The organism is Pseudomonas tensinigenes, assembly GCF_014268445.2.
GTDB classification, from domain to species: Bacteria; Pseudomonadota; Gammaproteobacteria; order Pseudomonadales; family Pseudomonadaceae; genus Aquipseudomonas; species Aquipseudomonas tensinigenes.
Genome location: NZ_CP077089.1, coordinates 5,835,001 through 5,849,201, shown reverse-complemented (window position 1 = coordinate 5,849,201; position 14,201 = coordinate 5,835,001). Strand labels below are relative to the sequence as shown.

Genomic DNA, 14,201 nt, shown 5'->3' with positions numbered 1-14,201 from the left:
CGTGCGCAAAATTTGCACATCCAGCGTGGGCGCAAGGCAGTGCTCAGCGATGTAACGCTGCAACTCGAACCGGGTGAGGTGCTTGGTGTGCTTGGGCCGAACGGTGCTGGCAAAAGTACCTTGCTGGGCGCCTTGTGCGGGGAGTTGGCGGCGAGTGCGGGCGAGGTTTCGCTCGACGGGCAGGCATTGAGTCAATGGACTGGCCCGCAGCGTGCGCAACGATTGGCGGTGTTGCCACAAGTGTCGACCCTGGATTTTGCTTTCCGCGTCGAAGAGGTGGTCGGAATGGGCCGCTTGCCTTGGCAAAGCGGTCGGATGCGCGATGACGAAATCATCGCGGCGGCGTTGACGGCAGCGGATGCCCGGCACTTGAGCGGTCGCAGTTATCTGGCGCTGTCCGGTGGCGAGCGTCAGCGTGTGCATCTGGCCCGGGTGCTGGCGCAATTGTGGCCGGGTCAGGCTGGGCAGACGTTGCTGTTGGATGAGCCGACTTCGATGCTTGATCCGCTGCATCAGCACACCACGCTGCAGGCTGTGCGCGAGTTTGCCGATCGTGGCGCGGCGGTGTTGGTGATCCTGCATGATCTGAATCTGGCGGCGCGTTATTGTGACCGCATTCTGCTGCTGGAAGGCGGGCGGCCGGTGGCGTTGGATACACCGCAGCAGGTTTTGCGACCGGACACGCTCCAAGCCGTATTCGGTCTCGAAGTGTTGGTGCAGCCGCACCCGGAGCGTGGGCATCCGCTAATCATCGCCCGCTGACTGGATCATCGAGGTGATTGCATGCGTGGAATGTGGCTGTTGGCGGTGGTGTTGCTTGCGGGGTGTCAGCATGCTGTGGCTCCGCCGCCGATCAGTGGCGAGATTCGCGATCTACGCAACGGCGAAGTGCTGACGGCGCAGCAGCTACTGAAGCGCTTGGCTGAGCCTGAGCGGTTGATTATCGGTGAACAGCATGACAACGCCGATCATCACGCCGCGCAATTGTGGCTGTTGCGCTCGCTCGGTGAACAGCGGCCGCAGGGCAGTCTGCTACTGGAAATGCTCACGCCGGATCAGCAGCCTCGCGTTGATCAAATGCGCCAGGCCGCAACGCCGCCCGCGGACTTCCCTGCCGCATTGGCCTGGGAGGACGGCTGGGACTGGAATCTCTATGGACCCATTGTCCGCTTCGCGCTGACTCAGCCGTATCCACTGCTGGCGGCGAATCTGGATAGCGCTGAAATCCGCACCTTCTATCGCGATCCGCCCGTGCTTAACGGGGAGCGCAGTAATACAGCATCCGTGAAAGCTGTTTTGCTAGAACAGATCAGCGGCTCCCATTGTGGCTTGCTGCCCGAATCACAGATGCCGGCAATGCTCGCCGTTCAGCAACAGCGTGATCGGCGGATGGCCGAACGCTTGTTGGCTGCACCGAAACCTGCTTTGTTGCTGGCCGGTGCATGGCATGCGCGCAAGGATGTTGGCGTGCCGCTGCATGTTGTGGATTTGGGCGCCACTGAGTCACCGACAGTGCTGATGCTGGCAGAGCAGGGCGCCGAAGTGACCGCAACAATGGCCGATTACGTTTGGTACACGTCCGTCACGCCAAAGCAGGATTACTGCGAGCAGATGCGCAAACAGTTCGGCAAATGACTTTTCCACAGGCAAAAAAAGACCCGGTAAAAACCGGGTCAAATAACCGTGATTAGCCTGATGAGGAGATAATCTGAGAGTCCGAACCAAGGGCTTTTCAGAATATCGACTGATCTCGCGACCAGTTGTGATAATCATAGCGATTCTCATTACCGCGTCAACAACTGTTTTCTCATTTCTTTGAATTAGACTTGGAAATGGCCGCAATGGCCCGAAAACAAAGGGCTTGGCCTTAGCTTTTGTTTGCGCTCAATTGGGTGACTTGCTTGTTCAGTTGGCCGATTCGTCGCGCCATGCTCTCGATCAGGCTGTGTGCAATCTTTGGATTGGTGCGGGTCATGCTCAAGAATTGCTCACCGGGAATCAGCATCACCGTACTTGGCTCCCGGGCAATGACCGTGGCATTGCGCAGCTCGCCGGTAAACACGGCCATGGCCCCGAAAATCTCGTCCTTGGCCACGTCTCCCACCTTAAGTCCGTCCACAAACGCCTCGGCATGCCCATCGATGATCACAAACACATGGTCAGCAGCGTCACCCTGATTGATCAGTGTTTCCCCCGCCTCAACCCGTTTAAAACCGTTGGTACTGCGAAACTCTCGCGGCTTCAGTTCCGCGACAGCATGGGCAAGGATCGCCACTTGCCCCAGCAGATACTCGAGAAACTGTTCTGCCCGACGAGAGTCAGCAAATAAATGCTGGAAGACTTCCGGACGTCGATAGGGCGTCAAACGTAACGTGCCCTCACTGCATAAGCGGCAATCCGCCCAGTCGTCTCCCTGCTGAAGGCCGATCACATCGCCCTCCTGCCAATAAAACAGTGGCCGGGTTCCGATGCAGCCATTGATCACACCGTCATTGAGCAGAAACAACTGATCGGCGGGTAACTGCGTCATCAGATCGTCCGTCGCTTCAAGTTGCAGAACCGGCCCGCAAGGCAACAGATCGCGCAGCCACAGCGCGGGCAAACTCTGCAAGCGGTTGATCAAGGCATCGGCGCAGGCCGATTGTTCCCCCAGTAAATACATGACGGTCAATGCCCGTTCAGTTCTTGTGGCGCGAGGAAATGGCTTCGAGCTGTTTGTTCAGGGCGTCTTTGCGTTCGGCGGGGATGTCGTTCCAGTGCACATCCATCAGCGCGCCTTCGATCGCATACAACAACACCTTCGATGCGCGAAACCCGCGGGTACGCACGGCCCGGTAGGCGTCTACAGCGCCCAGGCGACGCAAGTCCGAGGCGCTGTGGATGCCCACGGCATGCAGCCATTGCGCCGACGTCTTGCCAAGATTCTTCAGGTGTTGCAGTTCATCATTCATCAAGCCTCCTTGCGACGGCCGAATGGTGCGTGGGCGAGCTTCTCAGGAGTGTAGCCATCAGTAGGAAAAGCGTGGTTGTTTGGTCGGATTCAACGCAAACGCTTCTAAGAAGGGGAGCTTGTAAGGCTTGCGAGCGCAGAAAGGCAGGAGGAAACACATTCCAGATGTGGGAGCGAGCCTGCTCGCGAAAGCGGTATGACTTTCACGATCAGGGTGACTGACACTCCCTCTTCGCGAGCAGGCTCGCTCCCACCAGGTGGGTGTTGTATCAGTGAGGGGTATGCGTATCAGCGGGTGCGATAACGCAGGCGCGTCCCGAAATTCATCGACATCAGAATCTCGTCGGCACTCAGCTCAGGCGGGAAATACGCCCCGGAAATCTGCGCATGGGCCAGGCTTGCACCTTCCAGCGATGCGTTACGGAAATCGATGCCACGTAAATCGGCGGAACGGAAATACGCGTCCCTGAAATCCACGCCATCGGCATTCAGTTCACGCAGATCGAGGCCACGGAAATCGCCGCCGACCATATCGATCGGGCCATCCAGTGGGCGCTCTTTGTTGAAACCTGTGATGTCGTCTTTGTGCAGCAAGGCATACAGCGGGGTGTCGAGAAGTTTCGGCTGGCTCATGTCATATCACCGTTGGTTTTATGACGCCAGTATAGTGCCACTATTTGACGGCCGTGAAGCAAGCGAGGGCTTCACGGCCGAAATAGTTTCTTACAGGCCTGGCAGGCGCTGACGGATCTGTGCGACCACGGTGTCCAGCGTGCCGGATTCATTGGTCTGTACGCGTTTGCTGCGCAAGATTTCTTCCGGCGTCAGCGCTTCACGATTGGCCTGCTGCGCTTCGATCACGGCCAGTGTGGCGTCGGACGGATCCTGTTTGTCCGCCTGACGAATCGCCAGCCAGCTCTCGATCACCGCTTGCGGCGCATTGCAGTCGAGGATCAGGAACGGCGTGCCGGTGGCTTCGGCGATCTTCGCCGCGTTGTCGCGCTGTTCACGCTTGAGATAAGTGGCATCGATCACCACCGGGAAACCAGCGTGCAGGATCACTTCCGCAATTTCGTGCAGACGCGAGTAGGTCGCGGTGCTGGCGTCAGCACTATAGATACCGGCTTGCACGTCGTTGGCAACGGTTTGCTCGCCGAACAGGCGCTTGCGCTCGACATCGGAACGCAGACGAATGGCGCCCAGCGCTTCGACCAGACGCATGGCCACGTGGCTCTTGCCGACCGCGGAAACGCCGTGGGTGATCGCCATGAAGCGCGAAGGAATGGTGCTGTAGCTTTCCGCCAGGTTGGCGTAGTTGCGGTACTGGCGCAGGGTGGTGGCGCGCTGCACCGGCGTCGCGTCCGCCGGCATGCTGAACAGCGCAACCTTGGCGCGAACCAGTGCGCGGTAGGCTTTATAGAAGTTCAGCACTTCCAGGCCTTGATAGTCGCCGGTCAGCTCCAGGTATTGGCTGATGAAGCGGCGCGCCAGGGATTTCAGGCCACGGTCTTCCAGGTCCATCGCGAGGAAACCGGTGTCGGCCCAGACGTCAGTGAAGCGGAACGGTTCGTTGAACTCGATGCAGTCGAAGATCACCACTTTGCCGTCGATGACCGTGGCGTTGCCCAGGTGGATATCGCCGTGGCACTCACGGGTGAAACCTTCGGCCTTGCGTTGCGCGAACAGTGGCTTGAGACGCTCGAAGCTGCTTTCGGCCCAGGCTTTCAGTGCCTCGAGTTGCAGCAGATCGTTTTTGTCGCTGAGGAACGGCAGGATCTGCTCGAAGTTTTGCGACACCGGCGCCATCACACTGTCCGGGGTGCCGGCATCGTGTTCGGCAGGGACTTTTGGCGCGGTGAGGTGGAAGCGGGCAATCTGCTCGGCCATCTCGTCGATGTGCTGGGTGGTCAGCTCGCCGTTGGCTTGCAGGGTGCTGAGCAAACCGGTCTGCGGGAACTGGCGCATTTTCAGCACATATTCAATGGCCGGGCCGTCGCCGCCCAGTTGCGGTGCTTCAACGCTGCCGGTCACTGGCAACACTTCCAGGTACAAATCGTCGGTCAGACGCTGGTTCAGACGCAGCTCTTCAGCACAGAAATGTGCGCGCGAGTCGAGACCGGTGAAGTCGAGAAAGCCGAAGTTGACCGGTTTTTTCACTTTATAAGCGAAGGGACCGGTGAGGATCACCCACGAGATATGGGTTTCGATGACCTGGAACCCTTCAACGGGGTGCGGGTAGAGGGCCGGGTTTTGCAGGGCAGCGATCAGTGACTGGCTCACGGGCGATCCTTCAGAGACTGGGGGAAATTCGAGGTCGCCATTATGGCCGCTCGCCAGCCTGACGCAAACCTCGGAGCGCTCCTGTTGAGTATGAATAAAGTGCGTATAATCCGCCGCCATGACTCGAACTCGATCTCCCCGTACCAAGAAAAAACCACCCTCCAAGGGCCTTAGCCCATGGTTGAGCTGGGCCATTAAACTCAGTCTGGTCGGCCTTGTGGTGCTGGCTGGCTTCGCCGTTTACCTCGATGCCGTGGTGCAGGAGAAGTTCTCCGGCAAGCGCTGGACCATCCCGGCCAAGGTTTACGCGCGGCCGCTCGAGCTGTTCGTCGGACAAAAGCTCAGCAAGGACGATTTCCTCACCGAACTCGATGCCCTCGGCTATCGCCGCGAAGCCGTGAGCAATGGCCCCGGCGCCGCAGCCGTCAGTGGCAATACAGTCGATCTGAATACCCGTGGCTTCCAGTTCTATGAAGGTCTGGAGAAACCGCAGCCGGTGCGCGTGCGTTTCTCTGGCGATTATGTGGCCGAGCTGTCGGCGACCAACGGTTCGAAATTGTCTGTGGTGCGTCTTGAACCGCTGATGATTGGCGGCATTTATCCGAAAAATCTCGAAGACCGCATTCTGATCAAGCTCGATCAGGTGCCGCCGTATTTGCTCGAAACCCTGATCGCTGTCGAAGACCGCGACTTTTATAGCCACTGGGGCGTGTCGCCGAAGTCGATTGCCCGGGCTATCTGGGTCAACACCTCGGGCGGCAAGATGACGCAGGGCGGCAGTACGCTGACCCAGCAGTTGGTGAAAAACTTCTACCTGACCAATGAACGCAGCCTGACCCGCAAGCTCACTGAAGCGATGATGGCGATGTTGCTGGAACTGCATTACGACAAAAAGGAAATCCTTGAGGCCTACCTCAATGAAGTCTTTGTCGGCCAGGACGGTCAGCGTGCGGTCCACGGTTTTGGTCTGGCCAGTCAGTTCTTCTTCGGTCAGCCGTTGTCCGAGCTGAAGCTGCATCAGGTGGCGATGCTGGTCGGTATGGTCAAAGGCCCGTCCTACTACAACCCGCGTCGCAATCCGGAGCGTGCGCTGGAGCGGCGTAACCTGGTGCTCGACGTGCTTGAGCAGCAAGGCGTGGCGACGGCCGAACAGGTCGAAGCAGCGAAGAAAATGCCATTGGGTGTGACCACGCGCGGCAAACTGGCCGACAGCTCATTCCCGGGCTTTATCGATCTGGTCAAACGCCAGTTGCGTGAAGACTACCGCGACGAAGACTTGACCGAAGAAGGCCTGCGCATCTTCACCAGTTTCGACCCGATTCTGCAGATGAAAGCCGAGGCCTCGGTCAACGACACCTTTAAACGTCTGTCCGGGCGCAAAGGCTCCGATGATGTGGAAGCGGCGATGGTCGTGACCAATCCGGAAACCGGCGAAGTCCAGGCGATGATCGGTAGCCGTCAGGCCAGTTATGCCGGTTTCAACCGCGCACTGGATGCCGTGCGGCCGATCGGTTCGTTGATCAAGCCGGCGGTTTATCTGACTGCGCTGGAAAAACCGAGCCAGTACACCCTGACTAGTTGGCTGTCGGACGATCCGTTGTCGGTCAAAGGCGCGAACGGTCAAGTGTGGAAACCGCAGAACTATGACCGCCGCTCCCACGGCACCGTGTTCCTTTATCAGGGGCTCGCGCATTCCTACAACCTGTCGACATCGCGACTGGGTCTGGAAGTCGGTGTGCCTAACGTGCTCAAGACCCTCGGGCGTCTGGGCGTGACGCGCGAGTTTCCGGCATTCCCGTCGATGCTGCTGGGCGCCGGCGGCATGACCCCGATCGAAGTAGCGACCATGTACCAGACGCTGGCCAACGGTGGTTTCAACACGCCGATGCGCGGGATTCGTAGCGTACTGACCGCCGAGGGTGAGCCGCTCAAGCGTTATCCGTTCCAGATCGAACAGCGTTTTGATCCGGCGTCCATCTATCTGATCCAGAACGCCATGCAGCGCGTGATGCGTGAAGGTACCGGCAGCTCGGTTTATAACGTGCTGCCCAAGACTCTGACATTGGCCGGCAAAACCGGTACCAGTAACGATTCCCGTGACAGCTGGTTCGCCGGTTTCAGTCAGGATCTGCTGGCAGTGGTGTGGCTGGGGCGCGACGACAACGGCAAGACGCCGTTCACCGGGGCCACCGGTGCACTGCAGGTCTGGACCAGTTTCATGCGCAAGGCCGACCCGTTGCCGCTGGACATGCCGCAACCGGATAACGTCGTGCAGGCATGGGTTGATTCGCGTACCGGGCAGGGCTCCGATGCCAACTGCCCGGGGGCGGTACAGATGCCGTATATTCGCGGCAGCGAACCGCCACCCGGCGCCGCCTGTGCAAGCGAAACGCCTGCTTCCGGCGAGTCGGTGATGGATTGGGTCAAGGGCTGGATGAATTAAGCAAAGAGGGTTTCAAGTGAACAAGTGGTTGATTCCAGCAGTGACCGCCGTGGCTTTGCTCAGCGGCTGCTCTACCGTACAGCGTGGTTCGATTCCGGTGGTTGATTCCGGTACTGCGGTGTCCAACAGCGAGCGTATTTCGGCCAATGGCGGTTTCCGTCAAACGACGGTCAAGCGTCCTGCGCAGGGCCAGACTCAGGCGATTCCGCAAGGTGACACTGGCGTGGTGGTGATGGTGCCCGCCGGTGGTGCCGCCGTATCGACGCCGATCAGCTCTTCGCCAATCGTGCCGGGCCCTGCGTCCGGTGGCATCACGCCGGGGCCGTACAACCCTTCAGCAGTTGAATCGGCGCCGATTAATTCGGGCACTTACAACATGCCTTCGACACCGAGCGGAATTCCTTCGGCCAGCAGCGGCGGTGGCTTGTCGGCGGATGAGCAACTGGACGGCCCGGTACTTGCCTTGCTGACGACGGCTCAACAGCAGCAGGCCGGTGGCGACCTCAACGGCGCATCGTCGAGTCTGGAGCGCGCCCAGCGTGTGGCGCCGCGTGAGCCGCAAGTGCTTTATCGTCTGGCGCAGGTGCGCATGGCTCAAGGCGATGCGCCGCAAGCCGAGCAGTTCGCCCGTCGTGCACTGACCATGGCTAACGGTCGCCCGGACCTGCAAGCGAGCCTGTGGGAAATCATCGCCCAGTCCCGTGAGAAACAAGGCGATTCCGCCGGCGCCGCTCAGGCCCGTCAGAAGGCCAAGGTTTCGCTGTGATGGATGCTCGTTTCCCGAAGATCGCCGATCAGCTGTTGCTGATCGAGCGTGAACTGCGCACTCAGGGTTGGTGGGACGACGTTCAGCCGTCGGTTGAGGCACTGAGCAGTGTCGAGCCGTTTTCGGTCGATACGCTGGACTTCGAGCAGTGGCTGCAATGGATCTTCCTGCCGCGCATGAAGATGATCCTCGAACAGGATCTGCCGTTGCCGAATGCCTCGGGGATTCAGGAAATGGCGGAAATGGTCTTCGCCCAGCGCAACGTGGGTGGCAAGGATCGTCGGTTGCAGGTGCTGCTCAAAGAGTTTGATCTGCTGATCACCGCCTCGCGCTGAGCCAGACTGACACCGGATAGGTAGGAGCTGCCGAAGGCTGCGATCTTTTAATCTTGTTTTTGAAAGCAAAATCAAGAGATCGCAGCCTGCGGCAGCTCCTACAGGTGTCTATTCACAATTCTGCGCGATTTGCTTCTGCGCCTCGACAATGCGCTCCTGACGCTGCGCATCATCCAGCCTGCGCAATTGCCCCTCCACTTCCTCCCTCAGACGCGGATTGTTTTGCAATTGCGCAAGGTTCGTCCGTGCCTGTTCGCAAAACTGTTTGAGCTGCGCCTGTTGATCCGCAACCTGCTTCTTCACCTTGTCGTCGATAGCCTTCTGATCACCGAGCGCGCCACTGCCCGGCATTGCCGCAGGTTTCGGCGGGGGCGAGGAGGGCGTCTGCAAGGTTGTCGACGGCTGACCCGGTGGCGGCTGCGCATCGAAGTGGGTGACACCTTGGGCATCGACCCATTTGTAGATTTGAGCGGCCATGCACCATGGGCTGAGGCCGATCAGCAGAGTGAGGAGGAGCGTTCGCATGCTGATTCCTTGGCAAAAATGCGCAATTGACACTAACAGAGTAGCGGTTTTCAGGTTTTTTCTTGCGTTCTCATGTGCTTACCCACAATTAACCACACAGACGACTTGACTTGGAGAGGGCGAAACAGAAGAATCCAAAGTCCGCTGTAGAGGGACTGCCAGAAGCAGACCCACTCGGTAGATCATGAGGCGCACATCCGCGCCGACCTGTTACACCCGCAACGCGTTACCTCGCGCTGGGTGGGAAAGGCCCGCAACACTTGGGACGATCCCAATACTTGCTCAGTCAGTGCTGACGTAGTCGGCGACCACCGTCGCTCATGCTCTGCCGAGAAGTAAACCTATTAAGACCCGCCCCTTTTTTGTGGACGGTATTCTGGCGTTTTAGAGGTGAACAACGTGGAGCTTTTATCTGGCGGTGAGATGCTCGTCCGCTTTTTGCGTGACGAAGGCGTCAAATATATCTACGGGTACCCGGGTGGTGCTCTCCTGCATGTTTACGATGCCCTGTTCAAAGAACCGGAAGTGACTCACATCCTGGTTCGTCACGAACAAGCGGCCACCCATATGGCTGACGGTTATGCCCGTGCCACCGGTAAAGCCGGCGTGGTATTGGTGACGTCCGGTCCTGGCGCCACAAACGCCATTACCGGTATCGCGACCGCCTATATGGACTCGATTCCAATGGTGATCATTTCCGGTCAGGTGCCAAGCACTATGGTCGGCACCGACGCGTTCCAGGAAACCGACATGATCGGTATCTCCCGGCCGATCGTGAAGCACAGCTTCATGATCAAGCACGCTTCGGAAATCCCGGAAGTCATGAAGAAGGCCTTCTACCTGGCGCAATCCGGTCGTCCGGGCCCGGTCGTGGTCGATATCCCGAAAGACATGACCAACCCGGCCGAGAAGTTCGAATACATCTTCCCGAAGAAAGCCAAGCTGCGTTCCTACAGCCCGGCCGTTCGCGGTCACTCCGGGCAAATCCGCAAGGCAGCAGAAATGCTCTTGGCGGCCAAGCGTCCGGTCATGTACTCCGGTGGCGGCGTCATCCTCGGCAACGGTTCCGCACCGCTGACCGAACTGGCGAAAATGCTCAACCTGCCTGTGACCAACACGTTGATGGGCCTGGGCGGTTTCCCGGGGACTGATCGGCAGTTCATCGGCATGCTCGGCATGCACGGTAGCTACACCGCCAACCTGGCGATGCACCATGCTGACGTGATCCTCGCGGTCGGCGCGCGTTTCGACGATCGCGTGATCAACGGCGCGGCGAAGTTCTGCCCGAACGCCAAGATCATCCACATCGACATCGACCCGGCTTCGATTTCCAAGACCATCAAGGCCGACGTGCCAATCGTTGGTCCGGTCGAGAGCGTCCTGACCGAAATGGTCGCGATCCTCAAGGAAATCGGCGAGACCCCGAACAAGGAGTCCGTGGCCAGTTGGTGGAAGCAGGTGGATGAGTGGCGCGGTGATCGCGGCCTGTTCCCTTACGAAAAGGGCGACGGCAGCATGATCAAGCCGCAGACCGTGATCGAAACCCTCTGCGAAGTGACCAAGGGCGATGCCTTCATCACTTCCGACGTGGGCCAGCATCAGATGTTCGCGGCGCAGTACTACACGTTCAACAAGCCGAATCGCTGGATCAACTCCGGCGGTCTGGGCACCATGGGCTTCGGTTTCCCGGCGGCCATGGGCATCAAGTTGAGCTTCCCGGATGACGATGTTGCCTGCGTCACCGGTGAAGGCAGTATCCAGATGAACATCCAGGAACTGTCGACCTGCCTGCAGTATGGCTTGCCAGTGAAAATCGTCATCCTGAACAACGGTGTTCTGGGGATGGTGCGTCAGTGGCAGGACATGAGCTACGGCAGCCGTCACTCGCACTCCTACATGGAATCGCTGCCTGACTTCGTCAAGCTGGCTGAAGCCTACGGCCACGTCGGCGTACGCATCACCGAGTCGAAGGATTTGAAGTCGAAGATGGCAGAAGCGTTCGCCATGAAGGATCGCCTGGTCGTGATCGATATTTCGGTCGACACCAGCGAGCACGTCTATCCGATGCAGATCAAAGACGGCTCGATGCGCGATATGTGGCTGAGCAAGACGGAGCGTACTTAATCATGCGGCACATTATTTCCTTGCTTCTGGAAAACGAACCCGGCGCTTTGTCTCGCGTAGTCGGCCTGTTCTCGCAGCGCAACTACAACATCGAAAGCCTGACCGTGGCCCCGACCGAAGACCCGACTTTGTCGCGTCTGACGCTGACCACCGTTGGTCACGATGAAGTCATCGAGCAGATCACCAAAAACCTGAACAAGCTGATCGAAGTGGTCAAGCTGGTGGACCTGTCGGAAAGCGCTCACATCGAGCGCGAACTGATGCTGGTCAAGGTCAAGGCCACTGGCGCCCAGCGCGCCGAGATCAAACGCACTACCGATATTTACCGTGGACAGATCGTCGATGTCAGTGCCAGCGTGTATACCGTTCAATTGACCGGTACCAGCGACAAGCTCGACAGCTTCATTCAGTCCATCGGCACCGCATCGATTCTGGAAACCGTCCGTAGCGGCGTGACCGGCATCGCCCGCGGCGACAAAGTACTCAGCATCTAAACCAAATTAGCGAATGGCCTGAACGGCCTGGATATAAAGGGGAAATTCATGAAAGTTTTCTACGATAAAGACTGCGACCTGTCGATCATCCAGGGCAAGAAAGTTGCCATCATCGGTTACGGTTCCCAGGGCCACGCCCAAGCGTGCAACCTGAAGGATTCCGGTGTCGACGTTACCGTTGGTCTGCGTAAAGGTTCGGCCACCGTTGCCAAAGCTGAAGCTCACGGCCTGAAAGTGACCGACGTTGCTTCCGCTGTTGCTGCTGCCGACCTGGTCATGATCCTGACCCCGGACGAGTTCCAGTCCTCGCTGTACAAAAACGAAATCGAGCCGAACATCAAGAAAGGCGCCACTCTGGCCTTCTCCCACGGTTTCGCGATCCACTACAACCAGGTTGTGCCGCGTGCCGACCTCGACGTGATCATGATCGCGCCGAAAGCTCCGGGCCACACCGTGCGTTCCGAGTTCGTCAAGGGCGGTGGTATCCCTGACCTGATCGCGATCTACCAGGACGCCTCGGGCAACGCCAAGAACGTTGCACTGTCCTACGCTGCCGGTGTTGGCGGCGGTCGTACCGGTATCATCGAAACCACCTTCAAGGACGAGACCGAAACCGACCTGTTCGGCGAACAAGCCGTTCTGTGCGGCGGTACCGTTGAACTGGTAAAAGCCGGTTTCGAAACCCTGGTTGAAGCTGGCTACGCGCCGGAAATGGCCTACTTCGAGTGCCTGCACGAACTGAAGCTGATCGTTGACCTCATGTACGAAGGCGGTATCGCCAACATGAACTACTCGATCTCCAACAACGCTGAATACGGCGAGTACGTGACTGGTCCGGAAGTGATCAACGCCGAATCCCGTCAGGCCATGCGCAACGCCCTGAAACGTATTCAGGACGGCGAATACGCCAAAATGTTCATCAGCGAAGGCGCAACCGGCTACCCTTCGATGACCGCCAAGCGTCGTAACAACGCCGCTCACGGTATCGAAGTCATCGGCGAGCAACTGCGCTCCATGATGCCGTGGATCGGTGCCAACAAGATCGTCGACAAAGCCAAAAACTAAGTCGTCGTTCCTTGTACGAAAAACGCGGCCTCGGCCGCGTTTTTTCGTTTGGGGCGGTGGTTCTGGTATAAAGCTGCAGCGTTTGTGGCCGAACTGTCGTCCTCAAGCATCTGTCGAATTTTCTTCAAACCGTTGCAAGGTAATGTCCATGAGCGAACGTCCCGAAGAGCCGAACAAGGCTTCTGACGCCGAAAGCCTGCTGCCCATCGATGAACACATCGAAGAAGGGCACGACGCAGAAGGTCGTAAAGTCCGGCATCGTGGTATCTATCTGCTGCCGAACCTGTTCACCACTGCGAACCTGTTCGCAGGGTTTTATTCCATCATCAACTCGATGAGCGCGCAGGCTGCTCTAAGCGCTGGCGACTCGGCGAATGCGAGCAAGTATTTCGCGTTCGCCGCGATCGCGATATTCGTCGCCATGGTGCTCGACGGCCTCGACGGTCGCGTGGCGCGCATGACCAATACGCAAAGTGCCTTCGGTGCCGAGTATGACTCGCTGTCGGACATGGTTGCGTTCGGTGTTGCGCCGGCGCTGCTCGCATTCGGCTGGGCACTGGGCGACATGGGCAAGGTTGGCTGGATGGTCGCCTTCATCTATGTAGCGGGCGCGGCGTTGCGTCTGGCGCGCTTCAATACTCAGGTGGGTACGGCTGACAAGCGCTATTTCATCGGTCTGGCCAGTCCGGCTGCTGCCGGTGTGGTCGCGGGGATTGTCTGGGCGTTCAGCGATTACGGCATTCAGGGTTCGAAGATGTCGTTCCTGGTCGCGCTGATGGTTGCGGCGGCCGGCATGCTGATGGTCAGTAATATCAAGTACAACAGCTTTAAAGAGCTGGATCTGAAAGGTCGCGTGCCGTTCGTGGCGATCCTTGCGGTGGTGCTGGTGTTCGCCGTGGTGTTCAGCGATCCGCCGCGCATTCTGCTGCTGGTGTTCCTCGCCTATGCGGCTTCCGGCCCGGTGCAGTACCTGTTGCATCTTCGTCGGCACAAAAAAGCCGAGTGATGTAATTTCCCGCATACTCCGCAGTCTATGGGTGCATCAGTCCTCCAAAGCTGCGGAGTTGCCATGTTGATCAAAGTCCCCAAAGCGTCCGACTGCCATGAGTCGGATGTCACGCCGGAAGCCATTTATCTCTCTCGCCGCCAATTATTGGGGGCCACTGCTGCCGGTATCGCCGTCAGCAGCCTGCCGCGCTGGGCCAATGCCGAGGATGCG

14 protein-coding genes and 1 pseudogene (1 of these 15 running past the window's edge) are annotated in these 14,201 nt (G+C 58.6%); 10 read left to right on the top strand and 5 right to left on the bottom strand.

The annotated features are described in order from the left end of the window. Positions 1-27 precede the first annotated feature (27 nt). Positions 28-762: pseudogene (locus HU718_RS25915) on the top strand (heme ABC transporter ATP-binding protein); the annotation flags it as partial. Between the two features lie 21 nt (positions 763-783). Continuing rightward, a complete protein-coding gene (locus HU718_RS25910) occupies positions 784-1,635 on the top strand; it encodes a ChaN family lipoprotein (protein ID WP_186613978.1) in 852 nt (283 codons plus the stop codon). A gap of 232 nt (positions 1,636-1,867) precedes the next feature. On the opposite strand, the gene HU718_RS25905 is transcribed toward HU718_RS25910, so the two are convergent. From HU718_RS25905 to HU718_RS25890, 4 genes are all read right to left on the bottom strand, one after another. Then, positions 1,868-2,662, bottom strand: coding sequence for a Crp/Fnr family transcriptional regulator (locus HU718_RS25905; RefSeq protein WP_186613976.1), 795 nt, complete (start codon positions 2,660-2,662; stop codon positions 1,868-1,870). A gap of 16 nt (positions 2,663-2,678) precedes the next feature. Beyond that, positions 2,679-2,951 carry a TfoX/Sxy family protein gene (locus HU718_RS25900; protein WP_003228231.1) on the bottom strand — a complete coding sequence of 91 codons (273 nt, stop codon included), beginning with the start codon at positions 2,949-2,951 and terminating at the stop codon, positions 2,679-2,681. Positions 2,952-3,238: 287 nt separating this feature from the next. Continuing rightward, positions 3,239-3,583: a pentapeptide repeat-containing protein gene (locus HU718_RS25895; protein ID WP_102900492.1), complete on the bottom strand. Its 345-nt coding sequence runs from the start codon at positions 3,581-3,583 to the stop codon at positions 3,239-3,241. A 90-nt stretch (positions 3,584-3,673) separates the two neighbouring features. Next, positions 3,674-5,230, bottom strand: a complete 1,557-nt coding sequence (locus HU718_RS25890; protein ID WP_186613974.1) for a bifunctional aminoglycoside phosphotransferase/ATP-binding protein — start codon at positions 5,228-5,230, stop codon at positions 3,674-3,676. 118 nt (positions 5,231-5,348) lie between these two features. Between HU718_RS25890 and mrcB the strand changes: the two genes are divergently transcribed. From mrcB to HU718_RS25875, 3 genes are read left to right on the top strand one after another with little or no spacing between them, the layout of a single operon-like run. Further along, positions 5,349-7,673 carry a penicillin-binding protein 1B gene (gene mrcB, locus HU718_RS25885; RefSeq protein WP_102900490.1) on the top strand — a complete coding sequence of 775 codons (2,325 nt, stop codon included), beginning with the start codon at positions 5,349-5,351 and terminating at the stop codon, positions 7,671-7,673. 16 nt (positions 7,674-7,689) lie between these two features. Beyond that, positions 7,690-8,439, top strand: coding sequence for a tetratricopeptide repeat protein (locus HU718_RS25880; RefSeq protein WP_186613973.1), 750 nt, complete (start codon positions 7,690-7,692; stop codon positions 8,437-8,439). Further along, positions 8,439-8,774 (top strand): YqcC family protein, encoded by a 336-nt coding sequence (locus HU718_RS25875; RefSeq protein WP_150709010.1) that lies wholly within the window; start codon positions 8,439-8,441, stop codon positions 8,772-8,774. The genes HU718_RS25880 and HU718_RS25875 overlap by 1 nt, the downstream gene beginning before the upstream one ends. 108 nt (positions 8,775-8,882) lie before the next feature. Here the strand turns inward: HU718_RS25875 and HU718_RS25870 are convergent, their stop codons facing one another. Beyond that, positions 8,883-9,299, bottom strand: a complete 417-nt coding sequence (locus HU718_RS25870; protein ID WP_150709011.1) for a DUF4124 domain-containing protein — start codon at positions 9,297-9,299, stop codon at positions 8,883-8,885. A gap of 399 nt (positions 9,300-9,698) precedes the next feature. On the opposite strand from HU718_RS25870, the gene HU718_RS25865 reads away from it, so the two are divergent. The 5 genes from HU718_RS25865 to msrP all read left to right on the top strand — a co-directional run. After that, positions 9,699-11,423, top strand: a complete 1,725-nt coding sequence (locus HU718_RS25865) for an acetolactate synthase 3 large subunit (RefSeq protein ID WP_034153917.1) — start codon at positions 9,699-9,701, stop codon at positions 11,421-11,423. A gap of 2 nt (positions 11,424-11,425) precedes the next feature. Beyond that, positions 11,426-11,917, top strand: coding sequence for an acetolactate synthase small subunit (gene ilvN / locus HU718_RS25860; RefSeq protein ID WP_003176102.1), 492 nt, complete (start codon positions 11,426-11,428; stop codon positions 11,915-11,917). Between the two features lie 48 nt (positions 11,918-11,965). Then, entirely contained in the window at positions 11,966-12,982 is a 1,017-nt protein-coding gene (gene ilvC / locus HU718_RS25855; protein ID WP_007909969.1) for a ketol-acid reductoisomerase, read from the top strand. A gap of 148 nt (positions 12,983-13,130) precedes the next feature. Then, on the top strand, positions 13,131-13,988 hold the full coding sequence (gene pssA, locus HU718_RS25850; RefSeq protein WP_016983477.1) for a CDP-diacylglycerol--serine O-phosphatidyltransferase: 858 nt from the start codon (positions 13,131-13,133) through the stop codon (positions 13,986-13,988). Positions 13,989-14,051: 63 nt separating this feature from the next. Continuing rightward, on the top strand, positions 14,052-14,201 hold the 5' portion of the coding sequence (gene msrP, locus HU718_RS25845; RefSeq protein WP_186613971.1) for a protein-methionine-sulfoxide reductase catalytic subunit MsrP. Its footprint extends 864 nt past the window's final position; the window shows 150 of its 1,014 coding nt (coding positions 1-150); it begins with the start codon at positions 14,052-14,054; the stop codon falls past the right edge of the window.